This is a genomic window from Streptomyces spinoverrucosus (assembly GCF_015712165.1).
Classification (GTDB): Bacteria; Actinomycetota; Actinomycetes; order Streptomycetales; family Streptomycetaceae; genus Streptomyces; species Streptomyces spinoverrucosus_A.
This window is the reverse complement of the sequence record NZ_JADPZX010000001.1, coordinates 2557998-2581641: the sequence shown is the minus strand read 5'-3', so window position 1 is coordinate 2581641 and position 23644 is coordinate 2557998. Positions and strand designations below refer to the sequence as shown.

Sequence of the window (23644 nt, the reverse complement as noted above, 5' to 3'; positions counted from 1 at the left end):
GATTGTAGGATCATACGGTTCCAGTTGTGTGGGTCGGTTGACGAGGAGGGTGCCGCGTGTACGAAGTGACGGGCAAGGTCGAGGGGCATGTGCGGGAGCGGCTGCTGGCGCCGAACTTCTGGCACCTCGCGACCGTCGGTCCCGACGGTGCGCCGCAGGTGTCGCCGATGTGGGTGGACCTCGACGGTGAGTACGTCATGGTCAACACGGCGATCGGGCGGGTGAAGGAGGAGAACCTGCGGCGCAATCCGTGGGTGTCGCTGTCCCATCACGACGCCGAGAACCCCTACGACCGGGTGGAGATCCGGGGGCGGGTGGTGCGGTTCGTGGAGGGGGATGAGGCGGAGCGGTCGATGGATCGGCTGACGCGGAAGTACATCGGTCAGGAGCGGTATCCGTGGCTCCTGCCCGGGGAGCGGCGGGTGATGTTGTTGATCGAGCCGGTGCGGGTGCGGAGGGTTGTGGGGGTGGAGCCGTTTCGGGCCGGGGTGCTGCCGGAGGGGTGACTGCTCGCCGGCGGCATTCGATTTGCCCTCGTGTACGAGGGGGCGGCGGCCCTGTCCGGGCTCGCATGTCAGCCCTTGACGGCCCCGCCCAACGCAAACCCCCCTCCCAGCCGCCGTGCCACCAGCACATACAGCAAGATCACCGGCGTCGAGTAAATGATCGAGAATGCCGCCAACTGCCCGTACACCACCGTCCCCCGATTCCCGAAGAACTCGTTGATGCTCACCGCCGCCGGCATCTGATCCGGCGTGAGCAGCAGCATGAACGGCACGAAGAAGTTCCCCCACATCATCACGAACGAGAACACCGTCACCACCGCCACCCCCGGCCCCATCAGCGGCAGCACGATCCGCGCCAACGACTGGAGCGACGACGCCCCGTCCGTCCACGCCGCCTCCTCCAGCTCCTTCGGCACTCCGTCCATGAAGTTCTTCATCAGCCAAATGGCGAAGGGCAATTGGGAGGCCGCGAAGAAGAAGATCGTGCCCTGCATGGTGTCGATCAGGTTCACCTGCACGAACAAGGCGTACACCGGCACCATGATCGCCGTGATCGGCAGGCTCGTGGCGAAGAGGATCGTCAGGAGGAACGGGCGGTTGAGGCGGGACCGGAACCGGGAGAGCGGGTACGCGGCCAGCGCCGCGCACGTCACCGTCAGCGCGGTCCCGCCCCCGCACAGGAGCAGGCTGTTCAGCAGGGGCGTGAAGGTGATCTCCGGCGTCAGGACCGCGTCGAAGTTGGCCGGCGTCACGCCGTCCGGGAGCTTCACCTGAAGGTTCGCGTTCGGGTCGAGGGAGGAGAGGATCACCCACAAGAGAGGCAGGGAGAACGTGGCGGCCAACAGCAGCAGACCGGCGTCGGCGGCCAGGCGGTGAGTCGTCCTGCGGGAAGACGGAGTCCGTGGCATGGGCGTCAGACCTCCGTCCGCAGCAGGCGCAGGTAGATCACCGAGAACAGCGAGCCGACCACCAGGAGCAGAAGGGCCACCGCCGTGCCGTAGCCGATCATGCTCTTCTGGAAGGCCTCCTCGTACATGAAGAGCGGCAGCGTCTGGCTCTTGCCGCCCGGCCCGCCCCTCGTCATCACCCAGATCAGGCCGAAGACGGACAGGGTCTGGAGGGTGATGAGCATGAGGTTCGTGCCGATGGAGCGGCGGATCATCGGGAGGGTGATGTGCCACATACGGCGCCAGCCGCCGGCGCCGTCGACCTCCGCCGCCTCCGTGATCTCCCGGGGGACCTCGTTGAGCGCCGCCGAGTAGACCAGCATCGAGAACGCCGTCCCCCGCCAGACGTTCGCGAACGACACCGCCAGGATCGGCAGCGTGAACAGCCAGTTCTGGGTGGGGAGATGGAGCCAGTCCAGGATGGCGTTCAGGGTGCCCTCGCGGCGGAAGAAGGCGTAGAGGAGGAAGCCGGCCACGACCTCCGGCAGCACCCACGCCGTGATGACGATGCCGCCGGTGAGGGTGCGGACGGGCTTTGACGCGCGTTGCATCAGGGCCGCCAGGGCCAGGCCCAGCGTGTTCTGGCCGATCAGTGCCGAGACGACCGTGAAGACGAGGGTCAGCCACACGGCGTTGCGGAACGCCTCGTCCCCGAACGCCGTACTGAAGTTCTCGAAGCCGATGAACGACTCCTCGGCCTGGCCGGTGAGTTGGAGGTCGGTGAAGGCGATGTAGGCGCAGTAGGCGATCGGGCCGGCGAGGAAGAGGAGCAGGAGGACTACGGCGGGGGCGAGGGGGAGGGCGCGGGCGGCAGTCCTCATGAGCGGGGGCTCACTTCTCGATCACCTGGTTGTCCGTCGCCGACTTCAGTTCCTCGTCGTACCCCTTCGCCGCCTCCTCGACCGACATGTCTCCCGTCGTCACGCCCTCCATCGCCTCCTGGATCGCGGTGGAGACCTTCGGGTACGCCGGATAGGCGGGGCGGTAGTGGGTCGTGGCGACGAGGTCGGTGAAGAACTTGATGCCGGGCTGGGCGCCGGCGTACGCGGGGTCGTCGGCGACGTCCTTGCGGACCGCGATGCCGGAGTTGGCGATGTACCACTTCTGGGCGTTCGCCTTCGTCTGCATGGCCTTGATGAACTCGAAGGCGAGGTCGGGGTTGGCCGCCTTGGCCGGGATCGCCCAGGTCCAGCCACCGGACATGCTCACCTTGCCGGGGGACTGGCCGTTCTGGGTGGGCATGGCGGCGAGGCCGAGCTTCTGCGACCACTCGGGCCATTCGTGGCCGCTGCCGGGGAGCCAGTCCTGCGGGAGCCAGGAGCCGTCGAGGTTGATGCCGAGTTTGCCCGCGGGGAGGAGTTCGCCGCGGACACGGGTGCCGAAGTTGGGGTCGAGGGCGTCGGCGACGTCCGGGCCGAGCTTCTCCTTGAAGACGGTTTCGACGAAGGTGAGGGCGTCCTTGAAGCCCTGGCTGCCCGCTATCCACTTCTTCGACTGCTCGTCGTAGAGGGGGTCGCTGGTGCCGTCGTTCGTGCCGTAGAGCAGCATCTCGAAGCCCTGCATCGTGGCCGCCTCGCCGGCGGGTTTGCCGGTGTAGACGTTGAGGGGGGTGACGCCGGGGACCTTCTGCTTGATCGTGCGGGCGGCTTCGAGGACGTCGTCCCAGGTCTTCGGCTGCCAGTCGGTGGGCAGGCCGGCCTTCTGGAAGACGGCCTTGTCGAACCAGAGGCCGCGGGTGTCCGTGCCGTCCGGGACGCCGTACGTCTTCCCGTCCTCAGCCTTGGCCGCGGTCTTCGCCGTGTCGATGAACTGGTTCCAGTCCGGCCAGTCGGCGAGGTAGTCGTCGAGGGGCTTGAGGTAGCCGCTGGTGATGTCGGAGTTGATGAGGAAGGTGTCCTCGTAGACCAGGTCGGGGGCGGTTTTGGGGGAGCGGAGCATCTGCTGGAGCTTGGTGTAGTACTCCGAGTCCGGGGCCTTGATCGGGACGAGCTCGACCTTTTTGCCGGGGTTGGCCTTCTCGAACTGCTTCTTGATGTCCGCGAGGTAGGTGTCCATCACCTTCACGGAGTTGTCCGTGGACTGTTTGAAGGAGACCTTCACGGTGTCCGGGTCGCTGCCGGAACCGGTGCCGCAGGCGGTGAGGGTGGTGGCGGCGAGGGCGGACGCAAGGAGTAGGACGGCGGTGGGGCGCACGGGCATAACCTCCTACGGGCTCACTTCTTTGTGGCGCCGGGACGGCTGCCCGGTGAACGTAAGAGGAGTGGTCTAGTCAGGTCAATGCGTCTGCCGAGGATTGCTCTTGGGCGGCTTCATCCGGGGCACTGGCCCGGGTGAAGGCCTCGGCGGCCTGGAGGTAGTAGGCGCGGGCTTCCGTGGGTTGGTGGCTCAGTTCGTGGGCGACAGCCAGGTTGTGCAGGACGCTGCCCACCCTGAGCCAGTCCTCGAAGCCCCGGTGAATGTCCAGGGCGCGGGTGAGGGCCTCGATCGCCTCGGTGATGCGGTCTGCCTTGCCCAAGGCCGTTCCGAGGCCGGTCCACGCCAGGGCCTCCCGGTTGAGATCTCCGACCGCCTTGTACAGGTCGCGGGCTCGGGTGTGAGCTTCGATCGCCTGCTCCGTCTCGCCCACCTCTTGCAAGGTGATGCCGAGGTGGTTCCAGGCGTTGCCCTCGCCGCGGCGATCCTGGAGTGCCTCATACAGTTCGCGGCTACGGTTGTGGGCAACGAACGCCTCGTCCACGCGGCCGCTCTCCGCCAGGGCGTTGGCGAGGTCGTCCCAGGAACAGGCCTCGCCGGCCCGGTCGCCGAGGTCCTGGTACAGGTCGCGGGCGCGGACACAGGCGTCGATCGCCGCCTCCGTCCGGTCGGCAGTCCGCAGAACCATGCCCAGACGGTTCCATGCCACGGCCTCACCGGGCCGATCTCCCAACCGCTGAACCGTCTCGAGGGCGGTACGGGCAACGGTTGTCCCGTCGTCGAGGTACCGCCACCAGTCCAGGTATCGAATCAGGCGTCCGCCCAGCCGAACCGCCATCGCCGCGTACCGCTCCTCGCGCGCCCATTGCACGGCCGCGACCAGCCCGACACGTTCGGCGTCCAACCAGGCGAACGCCTGCACCCGGTCCGTGAACCGCTCCGGTTCCGCCATCCCCGGCAGCCACTGAAATCGCAGGTCGGCTGCCTTGGCCCATCGGTGGTAGAACCCCAGCAACCGCTCCCGCGCCGCCTCCCCCTCCTCCCGCGACTCCCCATCCTCCGACACCACACCCACCCCGAACGCCCGCACCAGGTCATGCAACCGCCACCGCACATCACCATCCGCCGGCACGGATGTCACGAGACCGGCGGCAGCCAGGTCCTCCAAGGCCTCCAAGGCGGCATCGACGTCGAGGTCGGTAAGGGCGGCCACGGCCTCCGTGCTCGTGTCGGTGCCGGGGGCGAGGGCCAGCAGGCGTAGCAGTCGCCGCATCCGGTCGGTCGGCAGCCGGCGGTACGACGTCTCCAGAACCGGCCGCAGGGCGAGGGAACGGCCGTACTGGTCCGTGCCCCGGCTGCCGTTGTCGAGGACGGCCAGCGCGTTTCCGACCCTCTTGATCTCGGCCACCAGGGTGCTGATCCGGCGGTTGCGGCGTCTGCGCAGCATCGCGGCCGCGATCTGCAGGGCGAGCGGCAAATGCCCGCACAGCCCAGCGAGGGCGCGCAGCGCGTCGGACTCGCGTGCCGGACGCTCGTCGCGCTCGTCGGCGTCGCGCAGCGCTCGCGTCAGAAGCGCGAAGGAGTCGGACGGGGAAAGAATTTCGAGGTCGATGAGGCGCACGGACAGGGAGTGCGGACGGTCCCGGGAAGTGATCAGTACCCGGTGATGGTCGGTGCCGGGCAGCAGGTCGAGGTACTGCGCGGGATCCGAGGCGTTGTCCAGGACCAGCAGCATCCGGTCCCGCCGCTCGGCCAGCAGCGCCCGGTACGCGTCGTACTGGCGCGCGGTGGTCGTCGGCAGATCCCGGCCCTGCACGCCGAGCGCGTCGAGCAGCGCCACGACCGCCTGGTCGGCCGTCACCGGGTTGTCGTCGTAGCCGCGCAGGTCGACGAAGAGCGTCCCGCCGGGAAACCACCCCTGCCCACGGGCCCGATGCGCCGCCTCGACCGCCAACGCGGTCTTGCCGATACCGCCCATGCCGGTGACCGCGAAGATCAGGACGGGCAGCGCCGTGTCGGCGTCCGGTGCGGGGGACAACTGGGTGAGCAGGCGGTCCAGTTCCGCCGAACGGCCGGTGAAGCCGAGCGGGCGCGGCGGCAGCGTGGCCGTCGCGCGTGGAACGGGGCCGTGGAACGTACCCCTACTGCTGCCGTCCGGTCGGCTTGCCGACGACAGGTCCGTAGAAGGTCCCGTTCCGGAAGTCGATGTGATCGCCCCCGTACGTCGCTCCGCCGTCCCCGGCCCGATGGGGACCCTCCTGGGAGTCGGAGGAGCCGCCGCGTGGTTGGTGCTTCCGCAGTACCGCCACCGCCACCGACGCCGCCTGCGCCGCCGCCCGCTCCTGGGATCCCGCCGCGTCGGCCTCGTGCTTGGCCGCGTTGGCGCTGTCGCTGATGCCCCGGATGACGAGGGCGTGCAACTGGCCGTTCAGATGCGCCGCCTGGAGCGCGCCGGCGCCCTCCATCTCGATCGCCGCCGCGTCGTTGTAGTGCTCGCGCAGATGCCGGGCGATCTCCGACTCGGCGTCGGCCAGGACGACGTCCCCCGAGGCGATCGGCTTGAGGTGCGCACGTACGTCGGACATGTCCCGCACCGCGGAACGGGCCGCGCTCACCAGGGCGTTCGAGACCGGCCAGGCCTCGGGGCGGACCAGGAAGCCGTTCGGCGTCTGCTTGCCGCCGTGGATGCCGTACACCTTCGTGCCGACCACGACGTCCCCGAGCCCGATGTCGTCCTTCAGGCTCCCCGCGACCCCCACGAACAGCATCGCTTCCGGCTCCAGCCAGTCGATGATCTGCGTGGCGAGGGCGGCGGCGGTCCTGTTTCCCTCGCCCAGTTCGGCGAGGGCGACATACCAGTCGGTGCCGGGCAGCCGGCCGCGTTCGACTCGGGTTCCGTCGCGGTGGACGAGTTCCTCCCGGTCCTCGGCATGGGAGCGCACGGCGGCGTACTCCAGCGCGAGCGCGGTCAGGACGACGACGGTGGGACGGGTCTGCGGCACGCCCTTAAGGTACTGCCAAGTGTCCGGCCCGGGCAGCGCGTTGGACATCGGGGGAAGGGGTGGGTGGTCGGTGGTGGCCGAGGGGGAACGGGACGTCACCCTGGGGCAGTTGCTGCTCGCCGAGTACCAGAGCGTGAAGGACGAGCAGAAGGCGCGCATCGGGTTCCGCGACAACCTGCTGTACGTCACCCTCGCGGTCGTCGCCGCCGTCATCGCCGCCGCGGCCCAGGCCAAGCAGCCCGCGATGCTGCTCGCGCTGCCGCCGGTGTGCGTGGTGCTGGGGTGGACCTATCTGGTCAACGACGAGAAGATCTCGGCCATCGGGCACTACGTGCGCGACGAGCTGGGGCCGAGGCTCGCCCGACTCGCGGCGTCCGGCAGCGCTTTCGCCACCTTCGGCTGGGAGGCCTACCACCGGAGCGACACCCGTCGCCGGTCCCGCAAGGCGATCCAGGCCCTGATCGACCTGACGGCGTTCTGCGCGGTTCCGCTGGCGGCGCTGGTGGTGTTCTGGGCGAGCGGGGACGGGGGCGGGTTGCTCGTCGGGTTGTCGGTGGTGGAGGCGCTCGCGGTGGCGGGGCTCGGGGTGCAGGTCCTGGTGTACGCGAGACCGGCTCCAACTCGACGCTGCCGTCGTAACGTTGACGCACGCAGCTGAGGGACACCGGGGGACGGATCACGCACATGAAAGCGGCGTTGCTGGCCGCCCTGACCCGAGGGCGCGGGTGGGGAAGCCGGGCGCCGGGCGGTTCAGGATCTGGCTCGGGCGGTGGCACAGGACGCCGACGCCTCCGTGGAGGCGCTCGCCGAACGGGCGGAGGATCCCGCCCGGCGTGAGGCGCTGCGCGCCTGGGGTGACCGGGTGGCGGAGTTGCTCGCCGCTGATGCGCGCCTCGCGGGGGACGTGGCGGAGGCCATGGAGCGGTATGCGCCCGGGAGTGGGGCGGGCTGGTACGGCGGGGATCACACCGACTTCCGGGGTGGGGTGTTCCTGCGTGAGGTGGTCGGCGTACAGGTCGTGATCCAGCAGGGCGGTGCCGCCGCCGCACCGGAGGCCATGGCCTCGCTGTCGCCGAGGCCCGGTGGGTTCACCGGGCGGGACGAAGAGACGTCCGACCTACCGGGAGTTCGAGGACTGGTACCGGGCAGGTACGGCCCTCCACAATCTGGCCGTCGCCCACGAGGACGCCCACCGTCCCACCGAAGCCGGCGCTCACTACCTCCAAGCCGCCGACGCCTACACCCGAGCAAACGCCCCCACCGAAGCCACCCAAGCCCGCGCCATGGCCGCCGCCCTCAGCGGGTCCCCCGAACCCACCGATACACCAACTCCGGCCTTCCCACCTGCCCGTACAACGGACTCCGCCCGGCCCGCCCCGCATCCACCAGATGTTCCAGATACCGCCGAGCCGTGATCCGCGAAATCCCCACGGCCTCCGCAACCCCCGCCGCGGTGAGCCCCTCCTCCGCCTTCCGCAGCGCCCCCGTCACCCGTTCCAACGTCGGCCCACTCAACCCCTTCGGCAACGCGGCCGGCCCCGGCGCCCGCAGCGTCGCCAGCGCCCGGTCCACCTCGTCCTGACCGCTCGCCTCCCCGGCCGCTCCCCGAAACTCGGCATACCGCACCAGACGATCCCGGAGCGTCGCGAAAGTGAACGGCTTCAGTACGTACTGCACGACCCCCAGCGACACCCCCTCCCGCACCACCGCCAGATCCCGCGCCGACGTCACCGCTATCACGTCCGCGTGATACCCCGCCGCCCGCAGCGTCCGCGCCAGCTGCAGCCCGTGGACATCCGGCAGGTGCAGGTCGAGCAGCAACAGATCCACCGGCGTCCGTTCCAGCGCCCGTCGCGCCTCCGCGCCCGTGTGCGCCTTGCCGACCGCGACGAAGCCGGGCACCCGGCCGACGTACATCACATGCGCGTCCGCGGCGACCGGATCGTCCTCGACCACCAGGACGCGGATCGGCTCCTCGACGCTCATCCCGCTCACTCCCGGCCTCCCGCAGCCGCCTTCTCCCGCAACGGCAACCGCACCTCGAACTCCGCCCCACCCCCATGAGCGCCCGCCACCGACAGCGTCCCCCCGTGCCGGTGCACCGCCTGCCGGACCAGGGCAAGCCCCAGCCCCCGCCCCCCGGGCCCCGCCGGCTTCGTCGTGAAGCCCCGCTGGAAGACCAGCTCCGCGTGCCCGGGGTCCACGCCCTCCCCGGTGTCCGCCACCCGCAGGACCAGCTCCCCGCCCGCCGTGTACGCCGTCACCGTCACCCGCGCCCGCACGCTCCCCTGCGCCGCGTCCACGGCGTTGTCGATCAGGTTGCCCAGGATGGTCACCAGGTCCCGCGCGGGCAGCGACGGCGGCAGCAGCCCGTCGTCCAGGCCGCTGTCCTCCGACACCACCAGCTCCACGCCCCGCTCGTTGGCCTGGGCCGTCTTGCCGAGCAGCAGGGCCGCCAGTACCGGTTCGCTGACCGCCGCCACCACCTGGTCGGTCAGGGCCTGCGCCAGCTCCAGCTCGGCGGTCGCGAACTCGACCGCCTCTTCCGCGCGGCCCAGTTCGATGAGCGACACGACCGTATGAAGCCGGTTCGCCGCCTCGTGCGCCTGCGAGCGCAGGGCCTGGGTGAAGCCGCGCTCCGAGTCCAACTCGCCCATCAGGGACTGGAGTTCGGTGACGTCCCGCAGGGTGACCACCGTGCCCCGACGCTCCCCGCCCGACACCGGTGACGTGTTCACCACCAGCACCCGGTCCGCCGTCAGATGCACCTCGTCCACCCTCTGCTCCGAGGACAGCAGCGCGCCCGTCAGCGGGGCCGGCAGGCCCAGGTCGGCCACCGAGCGGCCCACGACGTCGCCGATCACCCCGAGCAGCTCCCGCCCGCCGTCGTTGATCAGCGCCACCCGGTACTGCCCGTCCAGCATCAGCAGACCCTCACGCACCGCGTGCAACGCCGCCTGGTGGTAGTCGTGCATACGGCTGAGCTCGGCCGCGTTCATGCCGTGGGTGTGGCGGCGCAGCCGGGCGTTGATGACGTACGTGCCGACCGCGCCCAGCGCGAGGGCGCCGCCGGCGGTGCCGATCAGGGCGGTGAGCTGGCCCCGTACCCGCTCGCTGATCGCCTCGACCCGGATGCCGGCGCTGACCAGGCCGACGATGCGCGGGCCGTCGTGGACGGGGGTGACCGCGCGGACGGACGGGCCGAGGGTGCCCGTGTAGGTCTCGGTGAAGGACTGGCCGCGCAGGGCGGGCTCGATGTGGCCCAGGAAGCGCCCGCCGATCTGGTTCGGGTCCGGGTGGGTCCAGCGGATGCCCCGCGGGTTCATGATCGTGACGAAGTCGACGTCCGTGTCGCGCATGACGCGCAGGGCGTACGGCTGGAGGGCGGCCGTCGGGTCGGAGGTGCCGATCGCCTCCCGTACCGAGGGGGAGTCGGCGATCGAGCGGGCCACCGCCATCGCCTGGCGGCCGGCCGCGTCCTCCGCCTGGTTGCGGTCGCTGACGTACGTGAACAGCGCGTATCCGGCGACGAGCACCGCGATCAGCACGGCCTGCACGGCGAACAGCTGCCCGGCCAGGCTGCGAGGTCTCGGTACACGGATGCGCATGCCGTCAGTGTGCCCCCGACGTTAAGCATGAACTAAATGAACGGAAGGGTGACCGCCCTCACAGCGCGGGAGATAGTCACGGCAATCGTTCATCCGCGGGCAATGCCCCGGACAGTTCCCCCGGACGTGAGCCGCACGCCGGTGATGCCGATGACGTCGTCAAGGAGGGCAGCCGTGACCAGCGCAGCCGATACGGCACCTGCCACACCCGCCGCGAAGCGGGACCGCACCCACTATCTCTACATCGCGGTGATCGTCGCGGTCGCACTCGGCATCGCCGTGGGCCTGGCCGCTCCGGGTTTCGCCGTGGAGCTGAAGCCCATAGGCACCGGCTTTGTGAATCTGATCAAGATGATGATCTCGCCGATCATCTTCTGCACGATCGTGCTCGGCATCGGTTCCGTACGGAAGGCCGCGAAGGTCGGCGCGGTCGGCGGTATCGCCCTCGCCTACTTCCTGGTGATGTCCCTGGTGGCGCTCGCCATCGGCCTGGTCGTCGGCAACATCCTCGACCCGGGCACCGGCCTGGCCGTCACCGACGCCGTCCGCGAGACCGGGCAGGCGCAGGTGGCCGCGGAGGCCAAGGACACCACCGAGTTCCTGCTCGGCATCATCCCGACCACCATCGTCTCCGCCTTCACCGAGGGCGAGGTGCTCCAGGCCCTGCTCATCGCGCTGCTCGCCGGGTTCGCGCTGCAGGCCATGGGCTCCGCCGGGCAGCCGATCCTGCGCGGCATCGAGCACATCCAGCGGCTCGTCTTCCGCATCCTCGCGATGATCATGTGGGCCGCCCCGATCGGTGCCTTCGGTGCCATCGCCGCCGTCACCGGGTCCGCCGGCCTCGACGCGCTCAAGAGCCTCGCCGTGCTGATGCTTGGCTTCTACGTCACCTGCGTGCTCTTCGTCTTCATCGTGCTGGGCTCGCTGCTGCGGATCGTCTCCGGTCTGAACATCCTCACGTTCTTCAAGTACCTCGGCCGTGAGTTCCTGCTGATCCTGTCCACCTCGTCCTCGGAGTCCGCGCTGCCGCGGCTCATCGCGAAGATGGAGCACCTGGGCGTCAGCAAGCCGGTGGTCGGTATCACCGTCCCGACCGGCTACTCCTTCAACCTCGACGGCACCATGATCTACATGACCATGGCGTCCCTGTTCATCGCCGACGCCATGGGTACGCCGATGGGCATCGGCGAGCAGATCCCGCTGCTGCTGTTCCTGCTGGTCGCCTCCAAGGGCGCCGCCGGTGTCACGGGCGCGGGCCTCGCCACCCTCGCGGGCGGCCTGCAGTCCCACAAGCCCGCCCTGGTGGACGGCATCGGCCTCATCGTGGGCATCGACCGCTTCATGAGCGAGGCCCGTGCCCTGACCAACTTCGCGGGCAACGCCGTCGCCACCGTGCTGATCGGCACCTGGACCAAGGAGATCGACAAGGAGCGGGTGGGCGAGGTGCTCGCGGGCCGGCTGCCGTTCGACGAGAAGACGCTGCTCGACGACGGCCACGGCGGTGGCGCGGCCGCGGACGACGACGCCGAGGTCCCGGAGCCGCGCGCGGGCGGCGAGAAGGAGCTGGCCAAGGCGTAGGCGCTCCGCTGGGGCCGTCCCCAAGAACGCCGGGCGACCAGGTCATCCCCCGTAGACCTGGTCGCCCGGTTCTGCTCTTGCTCCACTGTTGCCCTGACGTCCGCGTCAAGGCTTACGTTCATACGCATGCGAATCGGCGAGCTGGCCGAACGGGCCGGGACCACCACGCGCACGCTCCGCTACTACGAGGCGCGGGGGCTGCTGCCCGCGCGGCGGGACGCGAACGGCTACCGGGACTACGACGAGCGGGACCTGAAGCTGCTGCGGCAGATCAGGACGTTGCAGGACTTCGGGTTCGACCTGGAGGAGACGCGGCCCTTCGTGGAGTGTCTGCGGGCCGGGCACCCGGAGGGCGACTCCTGCCCCGCCTCGCTCGCGGTCTACCGGCGCAAGCTGGACGAACTGGACGCGCTGATCGGCGAGCTGCAGGCCGTGCGGGCGCAGATCGGGGTGCGGCTGGCACTCGCCGAGGATCCGAAGTGCGAACTGGGAGGGGAGCAGTGGTGAACGAGGTGACGGACGCGGACTTCGCGACGGAGGTCATCGGGTCCGAGCTGCCGGTGCTGGTGGAGTTCACGGCGGACTGGTGCCCGCCGTGCCGGCAGATGGCGCCCGTGCTCAGGGCGGTGGCCGCCGAGGAGGCGGAGCGGCTGAAGGTGGTGCAGCTGGACGTGGACCACAACCCGGAGACCACCAACGCCTACAAGGTGCTGTCCATGCCGACCTTCATGGTCTTTCGCGGCGGTGAGCCCGTGAAGTCCATGGTGGGGGCCAGGGCGAAGCGGCGACTGCTGGAGGAGATCGCCGACGCGCTGTGAGCCGAACGGACTGTTGAGCCGAACAGAAAGAAATCCCCCGAGCAGGCAATTGCGCTCGGGGGATTTCTCTGCGTATATTCAATGGTTCGCGACTTAGTGGAATTGGGTCGCGGAGAAGTTCAGTGAGCACAGTATATCCGGGCGGGAGCGGAATTGTCAAACAGCGGAATTCCAGACGACGAAATGCGCCGCGAGCAGGAATTCATCGACGACCTGTACGCGCGCGTCGACGTGCTGCGCGGGGACGCCGAGGCCTCCGTCACGGACGCACTCGCGCAGGGCGACAAGCCGATGCAGGCCCGCCTGGAGCGGGACATCCTGGTCGCCGAGCGGTCCGGGCTGCTGGCCGCGCTGAACGCGGTGGACGGCTCGCTCTGCTTCGGCCGGATCGACCTCACCTCCGGCACCAGTCACCACATCGGCCGGATCGGCCTGCGCGCCGACGACGCCGAGCGCACCCCGATCCTGATCGACTGGCGGGCCGCGGTCGCCCGCCCCTTCTACCTGGCCACCGGGCACACCCCGATGGGCCTCAGCCGCCGTCGGCACATCTCCACCGACGGCCGCCGCGTCACCGCCCTGCACGACGAGTTCCTCGACGTCGACGACGCCACCCGCACCGGTTACGAGGACCCCAGCGGGGACGCCGTACTGCTCGCCGCGCTGAACTCCGCGCGCACCGGCCGGATGGCCGACATCGTGCAGACCATCCAGGCCGAGCAGGACGAGATCATCCGCGCGCCGCACCAAGGCGTCCTGGTGGTCGAGGGCGGCCCCGGCACCGGCAAGACCGCGGTGGCCCTGCACCGGGCGGCGTATCTGCTGTACGAACACCGCGAACTGCTCGCCAGGCGAGCCGTCCTCATCGTCGGCCCCAACCCCGCGTTCCTCGGCTACATCGGCGAGGTGCTGCCCTCGCTCGGCGAGACCGGCGTGCTGCTGGCGACGGTCGGCGAGCTCTTCCCCGGTGTGAAGGCGACGGCGACCGACACACCGGAGGCGGCCGCGGTCAAGGGCCGCGCCGAGATGGCGGACGTACTCGCCGCCGTCGTACGGGACCGGCAGGCGCTGCCCGACCCGGTGATCGCGATCGCGCACGACCGCGAGATCCTGATGCTCGACGACGGCCTCGTCGGCGTCGCCCAGGAGCGGACCCGCGCCGCCAAGCTGCCGCACAACCCGGCCCGCGAGCACTTCGAGGGGCACATCCTCAACACCCTCACCGAGCTGTACGCCGAACGGGTCGGCACCGACCCCTACGACGGCTCCAACCTCCTCGACCCCAGCGACATCACGCAGATCCGCGACGACCTCGCCGAGAACCCCGAGGTCTGGTCCGCCATCGACCAGCTGTGGCCGGTCCTCACCCCGCAACGGCTGGTCGCCGACTTCCTCGCCGACCCCGAGGGATACGTCAGCGACGAAGACGCCGCCGCGATCCGCCGCCCGGTGACGCGGGCGTGGACCGTGGCGGACGTACCGCTGCTCGACGAGGCGGCCGAACTGCTCGGTGAGGACGACCGGGCGGCACGGGCGCGCGCGGAACGTGAGCGGGAGCGGCAGGTGTCGTACGCGCAAGGTGTGCTGGACGTGTCGTACGCGTCCCGGACGTACGAGTTCGAGGACAAGCACGACGAGGACAGCGAGGTGTTGTCGGCGCACGACATCATCGACGCCGAGCGGTTCGCCGAGCGGCACGAGGAGGACGACCACCGCAGTGCCGCCGAACGGGCGGCGGCCGACCGTACCTGGGCGTTCGGGCACATCATCGTGGACGAGGCGCAGGAGTTGTCGCCGATGGCGTGGCGGCTGCTGATGCGGCGCAGCCCGACGCGGTCGATGACGCTGGTCGGCGATCCGGCGCAGACGGCGGAGGCGGCCGGGGTCGGGTCCTGGTCGAAGATCCTTCAGCCCTACGTCGAGGACCGCTGGGAGCACACGCGCCTGGGCGTCAACTACCGCACCCCCGCCGAGATCATGGACCTCGCGGCGGCGGTCGTACGGGCGAAGGACCCGGACTTCGAACCGCCGAGTTCCGTACGGTCCACAGGTGTACGTCCCTGGATCCGCGCCACCGACGACCTGCCCGGCGCGGTCGCCAAGGCGGTCGGGGAACTCACCCCGGCCGAGGGGCGGCTGGCCGTCATCGCCCCGCGCGATCTGCACCGGCGACTCGCCGCCCGCTTGGAGGGCGTGACGGCGGGCGCCGAGCCGGACCTGACGCGGACCGTCGTCCTGCTGGACCCGCGTCAGGCGAAGGGTCTGGAGTTCGACTCGGTGCTGGTTGTCGAGCCGGGCGTGTACGGCACGAGCGATCTGTACGTCGCCCTGACCCGGGCGACGCAGCGGCTGGGTGTCCTGCACACGGGTGCGCTGCCGCGCGGCCTGACGGAGACGTCCCCGGCATCGACCTGACCGCCCCTGGGGGCTCCGCCCCCAGACCCCCGGCCCTATGCCCACCCACCACCCGACTCGGTCGGCCAAGAGGCGAGCCAGTCGGCTCGGTCGGGCGGGGGTGGGCTGGTCGGCTCGGTCGGGTGGGGGGGGCCGCCCGGCTCGGTCGGCCGGAGTGGCTGTCCGGGTCGGGCGGGCGGAGTGGCTGTCCGGGTCGGGCGGGCGGGGGGTTGGTGGGGTGGGTCCCGGCTATGACGGTTGCAGCCACACCGTTGCCAGGGGTGGCAGTGTCAGGCGGATGCCGGCTGGGCGGCCGTGCCAGGGCATGGCTTCCGGTTTGATCGGGTCGGGGTTGGTCACGTCGCTTCCGCCGTAGCGGGCGGCGTCCGTGTTCAGGGTTTCGTGCCAGGCCGGGATCTCGTCGGGGACGCCCACGCGGTAGTCGTGGCGGACCACCGGGGAGAAGTTGCTGATCGCCAGCAGCGGGGTGCCCGCGGCGTCGTAGCGGAGGAAGGCCAGGACGTTGTCCTCCGCCGCGTCGCCGACGACCCACTGGAAGCCCTCCGGGTGGGTGTCGCGCTGCCAGAGGGCGGGGGTGCGGCCGTAGCCGGTGTTGAGGTCGCGGACCAGGTCGCGGACGCCGCGGTGGTCGGCCTCGGCGCCGTACTGCGGGTCGAGCAGCCACCAGTCGGGCCCGTGCGCCTCGGACCACTCCGCGCCCTGCGCGAACTCCTGGCCCATGAAGAGGAGCTGCTTGCCCGGGTGCGCCCACATGAAGCCCAGGTAGGCACGGTGGTTGGCGCGCTGCTGCCACCAGTCGCCCGGCATCTTCGACACCAGTGAGCGCTTGCCGTGCACCACCTCGTCGTGGGAGATGGGCAGGACGTAGTTCTCGCTGTACGCGTACACCATCGAGAACGTCATCTCGTGGTGGTGGTACTTGCGATGGAACGGCTCGTGCGCCATGTACTGCAGCGAGTCGTGCATCCAGCCCATGTTCCACTTCAGGCCGAAGCCGAGGCCGCCGAAGCCGCTCGGGCCCTTGTGGTGGGTGGCGCGGGTGACGCCGTCCCAGGCGGTGGACTCCTCCGCGATGGTGACCACGCCGGGAGCGCGGCGGTAGACCGTCGCGTTCATCTCCTGCAGGAACGCCACCGCGTCCAGGTTCTCCCGGCCGCCGTGCTCGTTCGGGGACCACTGGCCCGGCTCACGCGAGTAGTCGAGGTAGAGCATCGAGGCGACCGCGTCCACCCGCAGGCCGTCGATGTGGAACTCCTCGCACCAGTAGACGGCGTTGGCGACCAGGAAGTTGCGGACCTCCTTGCGGCCGAAGTCGAACTCCAGCGTGCCCCAGTCGGGGTGCGCGGCCCGCAGCGGGTCCGCGTGCTCGTAGAGCGGGCGGCCGTCGAACTCGGCCAGCGCCCAGTCGTCGCGCGGGAAGTGCGCCGGCACCCAGTCCATGAGCACACCGATGCCGGCCCGGTGGCAGGCGTCGACGAAGTACCGGAAGTCGTCCGGGGTGCCGAGGCGGGCCGTGGGCGCGTAGAAGCCGGTGACCTGGTAGCCCCAGGAGCCGCCGAAGGGATGCTCGGCGACCGGCATCAGCTCGACGTGCGTGAAACCGAGGTCCCTGACGTACGCGGGGAGCTGCTCGGCGAGCTGTCGATACGTCAGCCCCGGTCGCCAGGACGGGAGGTGGACCTCGTAGACGGAGAACGGGGCCTCGTGCACAGGGGTCGCCCCCCGGCGCTCCAGCCACTCCGCGTCGCCCCACTCGTAGTGCGAGGCGTGCACGATGGACGACGTGTCCGGCGGGGCCTGGGTGCGGCGGGCCAGCGGGTCCGCGCGCAGGGTCTTCGAACCGTCGGGACGGGTGATCTCGAACTTGTACAGCTCACCCTCGCCGATGCCGGGTACGAAGAGCTCCCAGACGCCGGTGCCGCCCAGTGAACGCATCGGGAAGCCGGTGCCGTCCCAGTAGTTGAAGCCGCCGGCCAGGCTCACGCCGCGCGCGTTCGGCGCCCACAAGGTGAAGCGGGTGCCGGTCACGCCCTGGTGCGTCATCGGCTCGGCACCTAGCGCCCGCCAGAGCTGCTCGTGCCGGCCCTCGCCGATCAGATGCAGGTCGAGGTCGCCGAGGGTGGGGAGGAAGCGGTACGGGTCCTCGGTGTCGAGGACCGTGCCCTCGTACTCCACGTGGAGCCGGTACTCGGGGACGTCGGTGAGCGGCAGCAGGCCGGAGAAGAAGCCGCCGCCGTCGTCGTGAAGCTCGACGCGGCGGTCGTCGGCGACGACGGTGACGGAGAGGGCGTAGGGGCGGAAGGCGCGGAAGATCACACCGCCGTCCGGTGCCGGGTGCGCGCCGAGGACGGAATGCGGGTCGTGATGGGTGCCGGTGAGCAGCCGGTCGCGGTCGGCGGCGTCGAGGGCGGGGGAGACGAGGGTGACGGCGGGCTGGGGGGTGTCCTTCTTGCCGGCCGTCCTCTTCTTCGGGGTGGCGGTCTCGGCGGCGGGGGACTTCTCGGCCGCCGTCGTCCTCTTCGCGGGCGCGATCCTCTTGGCGGACGCGCTCGTCGCGGCAGCGGTCTTCTTCGCGGCAGCGGTCTTCTTCGCGGTCGCCGTCTTGGCCGCCACGGCCTTGGCCGCCGCCGTCTTCGACGCGGCCTTCTTCGCCACCGCCTTCTGCGCGACGGCCTTCTCAGCGCTTGCCTTCTTCGCGACGGCCTTCTCGGCGCTCGCCTTCTTGGCGACGGTCTTCTCGGCGCTTGCCTTCTTGGCGACGGTCTTCTCGGCGCTTGCCTTCTGCGCGACGGCCTTCTCGGCGCTTGCCTTCTTGGCGACGGTCTTCTCGGCGCTTGCCTTCTTGGCGACCGCCTTCCCAGCACTTGCCTTCTTCGCCGTCGCTTTCTTGGCCGTCACCGCCTTCGACGCGGCCTTCTTCGCGACGGCCTTCTCGGCGCTCGCCTTCTTCGCGACGGCCTTCTCGGCGCTCGCCTTCTTGGCCGTCGCCCTCTTCGCAGGCGCCTTCTTGGCGATCGTCGTCGGCGTTGTCGGTGCGGCCGTCTCCTCGGGGGCGGTCGCCTGTTTCGGTACGGCGGCCTTCTCCTGGTGGGCCGTGGTCTCCTCGGCCGTCGTGTTCGGGTCGGAGCCGCTGGAGGAGGTGGTACTGGGGGTCACGGGCGGAGCCTCCTGGGAGGGTCAGGTCGGTCGGTTCGAGGCGAGGCGCCGTATCGCCGACAGCGGCACGGGGAGCCAGTCGGGGCGGTGCCGGGCCTCGTAGACGACCTCGTAAACGGCCTTGTCGGTCTCATGGGCACGCAGCAGTACCGGGTCGGTTCGCGGATCGCGGCCGGATATCTCGGCGTACCCGGAGCAGTACGCGGCCCGGCAGTGCTCCGCCCAACCCGGCACCGACGGCCGCACGGAGTGGGCCGCGTAGTCGAAGGAGCGCAGCATCCCGGCGATGTCCCGCACGGTCGGCTGCGGCATCCGGCGTTCGGCGAGCGGTCGGGCCGGTTCGCCCTCGAAGTCGATCAGTGACCACTCGCCGGTCGGCGAGCGCAGGCACTGCCCGAGATGCAGGTCGCCGTGGATGCGCTGGGCGGTCCAGGTCTGACCCTCGGCCGCGAGGTCGGCCAGCGCCTCGAACGCGGAGCGCAGCCCGGGGACGTACGGCCGCAGCGCGGGCACCGCCTGTGCGGCGAGGTCGAGGCGTCCGATCATGCCGTCGACCGTCGAGCGCAGCTGGGTGTGGCCGAGGGTGACGGTCGGCAGGGCGCGGGCCAGTGCCGTGTGCACCTCGGCGGTGGCCCGGCCGAGCGCCCGCGCGTCGGTGTCGAAGTCCTCGCCCTTGGCCAGCTCGTGCAGGGCCAGCTCCCAGCCGTCGGTGGCGCCCTGGACGTAGGGCTGGAGGACACCGAGGATGTACGACTGCCCGGCCAGCTCCGCCTCCAGCCATGCCGTCGGCGCGGGCACCCGGGGGCAGCCCTCGCGGGCCAGCGCGAGCGGCAGCTCCAGGTCGGGGTTGACGCCGGCGACGATGCGGCGGAGCAACTTCAGGATGAACGTATCTCCGTAGATGACCGAGGAGTTGGACTGCTCGGCGGTCACCGCGCGGCTGACCAGTCCGGGCCGGATCTCCTGGTGCGGGTCGCGTTCGAAGCGGAGGCCGCCGATGCGGGCCTGGGTGCGCAGTGCCTCCAGGAGCACTTCGGCGGGCCGGGGGTCGTACAGGGCTTCGTACACCGTGTGTCCGGTGAGCGGGCCCTCGGTCACGTGGCCGATCAGCGCGGGTGCCAGCCGGGGAGGCAGTGCCTCGCGGACTCCGAGGAGGAGCTGGTAGCAGTCGCCGGGGACCGGGGCGGTGCCCGGGCCCGGGATCGGTGTGGGCGGCTGGTGGACCTGGACGAGCAGGTGGTACAGGCCCAGTTTGCCGCCGACGGGCAGCAGTTCGGTGGCCGCCACCAGCGAGCACCCGGTGACCGGGCGCCCTTTTCCGGCGAACCAGCGCTGGCGTGGCAGCCATTCCCGCAGCAGCGGATCCAGTGATGCGAGAAGGCCGGGGCCGGCCGTGGCGGGGCGGATGACGGCTTCCGACATGGCGTGCGTCCTTTCCCCTTCTCCGGTTCGCCTGCGGGCGCTGTCAGCCGGTCTCGGCTCACGCGGGCGGACGGGGTGTTACTGATGCGTGCCCCGGGCGGGACGGGAGAAACCGCCCCGCCCCGGACGTTCTAGGCGGCGTCCTTGCGGAGCCGGAACCAGTAGAAGCCGTGCCCCGCGAGGGTGAGCAGGTACGGCAGTTCGCCGATCGCTGGGAAGCGGACCCCACCGATCAGCTCGACCGGATGGCGTCCGCTGAAGGTGCGCAGGTCGAGTTCGGTCGGCTGCGGGAAGCGGGAGAAGTTGTGCACGCACAGCACGAGGTCGTCGCCGTGCTCCCGCAGAAACGCCAGTACGGCCGGGTTGGAGGACTGGAGTTCGGTGTACGAGCCGAGGCCGAAGGCTGGGTTCTGCTTGCGGATCTCGATCATCCGGCGGGTCCAGTGCAGCAGCGACGACGGCGAGGACATCGACGCCTCGACGTTGGCGACCTGGTAACCGTAGACCGGGTCCATGATCGTCGGCAGGAAGAGCCGTCCCGGGTCGCAGGAGGAGAAGCCCGCGTTGCGGTCGGGCGTCCACTGCATGGGAGTGCGGACGGCGTCTCGGTCGCCGAGCCAGATGTTGTCGCCCATGCCGATCTCGTCGCCGTAGTAGAGGATCGGCGAGCCCGGGAGCGACAGCAGCAGAGCCGTGAACAGCTCGATCTGGTTGCGGTCGTTGTCGAGCAGGGGCGCCAGCCTGCGGCGGATGCCGATGTTGGCGCGCATGCGCGGGTCCTTGGCGTACTCCGCGTACATGTAGTCGCGCTCTTCGTCGGTGACCATTTCGAGGGTGAGCTCGTCGTGGTTGCGCAGGAAGATGCCCCACTGGCAGCCGGAGGGGATCGCCGGGGTCTTGGCGAGGATCTCCGATACCGGGTAGCGGGATTCCCGCCGTACGGCCATGAAGATGCGCGGCATGACCGGGAAGTGGAAGGCCATGTGGCATTCGTCGCCGCCGGAGGTGTAGTCGCCGAAGTAGTCGACGACGTCCTCGGGCCACTGGTTGGCCTCCGCGAGCAGCACCGTGTCCGGATAGTGGGCGTCGATCTCCTTGCGCACCCGCTTCAGGAACTCGTGGGTCGCCGGAAGGTTTTCGCAGTTGGTGCCCTCCTCCGCGTAGAGGTAGGGCACGGCGTCCAGACGGAAGCCGTCGATGCCGAGGTCCAGCCAGAAGCGCAGCGCCGAGAGGATCTCCTCCTGGACGGCCGGGTTCTCGTAGTTGAGGTCCGGTTGGTGGGAGAAGAACCGGTGGAAGAAGTACTGCTTGCGCACCGGGTCGAAGGTCCAGTTGGACACTTCCGTGTCGACGAAGATGATCCGGGCGTCCTGGTACTGCTTGTCGTCGTCGGCCCACATGTAGTAGTCGCCGTAGGGGCCGTCGGGGTCTCGTCTCGACTCCTGGAACCACGGGTGCTGGTCGCTGGTGTGGTTCATGACGAAGTCGATGATGACGCGCATGCCGCGCTGGTGGGCGGCGTCGACGAACTCCACGAAGTCGGCGAGGTCACCGAATTCCGGCAGGACGGCGGTGTAGTCGGAGACGTCGTAGCCGCCGTCGCGCAGCGGGGACTTGAAGAAGGGCGGGAGCCAGAGGCAGTCGACGCCGAGCCACTGCAGATAGTCGAGTTTGGCGGTGAGGCCCTTGAGGTCGCCGACGCCGTCGCCGTTGCTGTCCTGGAAGGAGCGGACGAGGACTTCGTAGAAGACGGCGCGCTTGAACCACTGAGGGTCCCGGTCCTTGGCGGGTGTGTCCTCGAAGGTGTCCGGGACGGGCTCGTTGACGATCATGTTGTGGGTGACCCTCCGATCTGCGGGGTGGACGGTCGCAGAACCGAAAAGATGTGCGCGGGCCTGTGGCCCGGCTCAAGGCGCACATAGTTGGTCCTGCCCCAGTGATAGGTCTCGCCGGTGAGCTCGTCGCGCACCGGCACCGACTCGTGCCAGTCCAGGCCGAGTTGCGGCATGTCCAACGAGACCGTGGCCTCCTGGGTGTGGTGGGGGTCGAGGTTGACGACCACCAGAACCGTGTTCGATCCCGACCGCTTCGAGTACGCGATCACCGCTTCCTGGTCGGCGTGGTGGAAGTGCAGGTTGCGCAACTGCCGCAGCGCGGGGCTCTGCCCGCGGATGGCGTTGAGCCGAGTGATGAGGGGGGCGATGCTGTTCGGGTCGTCCCAGTCGCGGGCCTTGAGCTGGTACTTCTCCGAGTCGAGGTACTCCTCGCTGCCCTCGCGCAGCGGGGTGTTCTCGCACAGCTCGTAGCCGCTGTAGACGCCCCAGGTGGGGGAGAGGGTCGCGGCGAGGACCGCGCGGGCCTCGAAGGCGGGACGGCCGCCGTGCTGGAGGTAGGCGTGCAGGATGTCGGGCGTGTTGACGAAGAAGTTCGGCCGCATGTAGCTCGCGGCCTCACCCGACAGCTCGGTCAGATACTCCGTCAGCTCCTGCTTGGTGTTGCGCCAGGTGAAGTACGTGTACGACTGCTGGAACCCGATCTGGGCGAGGGTGTGCATCATCGCGGGACGGGTGAAAGCCTCCGCCAGGAAGATCACGTCCGGGTCGGTGCGGCCGATGTCGGCGATGACCCGCTCCCAGAACATCACCGGCTTGGTGTGCGGGTTGTCCACGCGGAAGATGCGCACGCCGTGGGCCATCCAGTGCCGCAGCACCCGCAGGGTCTCGGCGACCAGGCCGTCCATGTCCCGGTCGAAGGCGATGGGGTAGATGTCCTGGTACTTCTTCGGCGGGTTCTCGGCGTGGGCGATCGTGCCGTCGGGGCGGTGGTGGAACCACTGGGGATGCTTGTCCACCCAGGGGTGGTCCGGGGAGCACTGCAGGGCGAAGTCGAGGGCGACCTCCAGGCCGTGAGCTGCGGCCTGGGTGACGAACCAGTCGAAGTCCTCCAGGGTGCCCAGGCCGGGGTGGACGGCGTCGTGGCCGCCCTCGGGGGAGCCGATGGCCCAGGGCACGCCGACGTCGTCGGGGCCGGCGGACAGGGTGTTGTTGCGGCCCTTGCGGAAGGTGGTGCCGATCGGGTGAATCGGCGGCAGGTAGACCACGTCGAAGCCCATCGCGGCGATGTCCGCAAGCCGGCGGGCGGCCGTGCGGAACGTGCCGTGGGGGCGCTCGGGCGTGCCCTCGGAACGCGGGAAGAACTCGTACCACGACCCGAACAGTGCCCGCTCCCGCTCCACCAGCAGCGGCAACGGCTCGGACGCGGTCACCAACTCCCGCAGCGGATACCGGGCGAGAACCGCGTCCACCTCCGGCGTCAACGCGGCGGCCAGCCGGGAGGCGGCGGGGCGGGTGTCGTCGCGCAGCGCGGCGACGGCGGTGAGCAGCACGGACCGGTCGTCGTCGGGCGTACCTTCGGCGGCGCGTTCGTACAGCCGTGCGCCCTCCTCCAGGACCAGGTCCGTGTCGATCCCCGCGGGGATCTTGATGTGGGCGTGGTGGCGCCAGGTACTGACCGGATCACCCCACGCCTCAACGGTGTACGTCCACAGGCCGGGCCGGCCGACGGTGACGGTGGCGCCCCAGCGGTCGGTGCCGGGGGCGAGCTCGCGCATCGGCGTCCACGGGCCGGGGAGGCCGTCCGGATCCTTGAGCACGACATTGGCGGCGACCGCGTCGTGGCCCTCGCGGAACACGGTGGCCGAGACCTCGAACGTCTCGCCGGTCACCGCCTTCGCGGGCCGGCGCCCGTGCTGGACGACCGGGCGGACGTCGAGGACCGGTATGCGCCCGACGGCGGTGACGTCGCCCGCGGAGGGTGACTCCGGGGCCGGCGAACCGTCGTCCACCGGGCGCACGGGCAGAGCTTCGGTGCTGTCGGTGCTGGCTGTCGGGGGTGCTGACGAGTGGTGCGTTGCGGGCATCACCGCTCCGTTCCGCGTCAACTGGGTGGGCGGATGGCTGTGGGGAGGTGGGGTCGTGCGCGGGGTGTGCCTGTGGGGCG

General features: G+C 70.2%; 17 protein-coding genes. 6 read left to right on the top strand and 11 right to left on the bottom strand.

Features of this window, described 5'->3' with window-relative positions; all coding sequences use genetic code 11:
• Positions 1–56: 56 nt before the first annotated feature.
• A complete protein-coding gene (locus I2W78_RS11425) occupies positions 57–506 on the top strand; it encodes a PPOX class F420-dependent oxidoreductase (protein ID WP_196459208.1) in 450 nt (149 codons plus the stop codon).
• A 68-nt stretch (positions 507–574) separates the two neighbouring features.
• Here the strand turns inward: I2W78_RS11425 and I2W78_RS11420 are convergent, their stop codons facing one another.
• The 5 genes from I2W78_RS11420 to I2W78_RS11400 form a co-directional block, all read right to left on the bottom strand.
• A complete protein-coding gene (locus tag I2W78_RS11420; protein ID WP_196459206.1) occupies positions 575–1414 on the bottom strand; it encodes a carbohydrate ABC transporter permease in 840 nt (279 codons plus the stop codon).
• Between the two features lie 5 nt (positions 1415–1419).
• Positions 1420–2274 carry a carbohydrate ABC transporter permease gene (locus tag I2W78_RS11415; protein WP_196459204.1) on the bottom strand — a complete coding sequence of 285 codons (855 nt, stop codon included), beginning with the start codon at positions 2272–2274 and terminating at the stop codon, positions 1420–1422.
• 10 nt (positions 2275–2284) lie between these two features.
• On the bottom strand, positions 2285–3652 hold the full coding sequence (locus I2W78_RS11410) for an extracellular solute-binding protein (RefSeq protein WP_196459202.1): 1368 nt from the start codon (positions 3650–3652) through the stop codon (positions 2285–2287).
• Between the two features lie 70 nt (positions 3653–3722).
• A complete protein-coding gene (locus I2W78_RS11405; protein WP_230885410.1) occupies positions 3723–5684 on the bottom strand; it encodes a tetratricopeptide repeat protein in 1962 nt (653 codons plus the stop codon).
• A 103-nt stretch (positions 5685–5787) separates the two neighbouring features.
• Positions 5788–6648 (bottom strand): 5'-methylthioadenosine/S-adenosylhomocysteine nucleosidase, encoded by an 861-nt coding sequence (locus I2W78_RS11400; protein ID WP_307783671.1) that lies wholly within the window; start codon positions 6646–6648, stop codon positions 5788–5790.
• Between the two features lie 73 nt (positions 6649–6721).
• Here I2W78_RS11400 and I2W78_RS11395 point away from each other — a divergent pair, with 73 nt between their 5' ends.
• Positions 6722–7306, top strand: coding sequence for a hypothetical protein (locus I2W78_RS11395; protein WP_196464508.1), 585 nt, complete (start codon positions 6722–6724; stop codon positions 7304–7306).
• Between the two features lie 638 nt (positions 7307–7944).
• Here the strand turns inward: I2W78_RS11395 and I2W78_RS11390 are convergent.
• Together I2W78_RS11390 and I2W78_RS11385 are read right to left on the bottom strand one after the other, a co-directional pair.
• Complete coding sequence (locus I2W78_RS11390; RefSeq protein ID WP_196459199.1) at positions 7945–8634, bottom strand: response regulator; 690 nt, start codon at positions 8632–8634, stop codon at positions 7945–7947.
• 5 nt (positions 8635–8639) lie between these two features.
• A complete protein-coding gene (locus tag I2W78_RS11385; protein ID WP_196459197.1) occupies positions 8640–10256 on the bottom strand; it encodes a sensor histidine kinase in 1617 nt (538 codons plus the stop codon).
• Between the two features lie 174 nt (positions 10257–10430).
• On the opposite strand from I2W78_RS11385, the gene I2W78_RS11380 reads away from it, so the two are divergent.
• The 4 genes from I2W78_RS11380 to I2W78_RS11365 all read left to right on the top strand — a co-directional run bounded on the left by I2W78_RS11380 (position 10431) and on the right by I2W78_RS11365 (position 15067).
• Complete coding sequence (locus tag I2W78_RS11380; protein WP_196459195.1) at positions 10431–11834, top strand: cation:dicarboxylate symporter family transporter; 1404 nt, start codon at positions 10431–10433, stop codon at positions 11832–11834.
• 126 nt (positions 11835–11960) lie between these two features.
• Positions 11961–12341: a MerR family transcriptional regulator gene (locus I2W78_RS11375; RefSeq protein ID WP_196459193.1), complete on the top strand. Its 381-nt coding sequence runs from the start codon at positions 11961–11963 to the stop codon at positions 12339–12341.
• Positions 12338–12652, top strand: a complete 315-nt coding sequence (locus tag I2W78_RS11370; RefSeq protein ID WP_196459191.1) for a thioredoxin family protein — start codon at positions 12338–12340, stop codon at positions 12650–12652. Before I2W78_RS11375 ends, I2W78_RS11370 begins: the two co-directional genes overlap by 4 nt.
• Before the next feature lie 183 nt (positions 12653–12835).
• Complete coding sequence (locus tag I2W78_RS11365) at positions 12836–15067, top strand: HelD family protein (protein ID WP_196459189.1); 2232 nt, start codon at positions 12836–12838, stop codon at positions 15065–15067.
• 228 nt (positions 15068–15295) lie between these two features.
• Here the strand turns inward: I2W78_RS11365 and glgB are convergent, their stop codons facing one another.
• The 4 genes from glgB to I2W78_RS11345 all read right to left on the bottom strand — a co-directional run bounded on the left by glgB (position 15296) and on the right by I2W78_RS11345 (position 23564).
• Positions 15296–18223, bottom strand: coding sequence for a 1,4-alpha-glucan branching enzyme (glgB, locus tag I2W78_RS11360; protein WP_196459187.1), 2928 nt, complete (start codon positions 18221–18223; stop codon positions 15296–15298).
• Between the two features lie 21 nt (positions 18224–18244).
• Entirely contained in the window at positions 18245–19645 is a 1401-nt protein-coding gene (locus tag I2W78_RS11355) for a maltokinase N-terminal cap-like domain-containing protein (protein ID WP_196459185.1), read from the bottom strand.
• Positions 19646–19776: 131 nt separating this feature from the next.
• Entirely contained in the window at positions 19777–21477 is a 1701-nt protein-coding gene (gene treS, locus I2W78_RS11350) for a maltose alpha-D-glucosyltransferase (protein WP_196459183.1), read from the bottom strand.
• The gene (locus I2W78_RS11345) at positions 21474–23564 is read right to left on the bottom strand and encodes an alpha-1,4-glucan--maltose-1-phosphate maltosyltransferase (RefSeq protein WP_196459181.1); all 2091 of its coding nucleotides are present in this window, start codon (positions 23562–23564) and stop codon (positions 21474–21476) included. Before I2W78_RS11345 ends, treS begins: the two co-directional genes overlap by 4 nt.
• Positions 23565–23644: the final 80 nt, after the last annotated feature.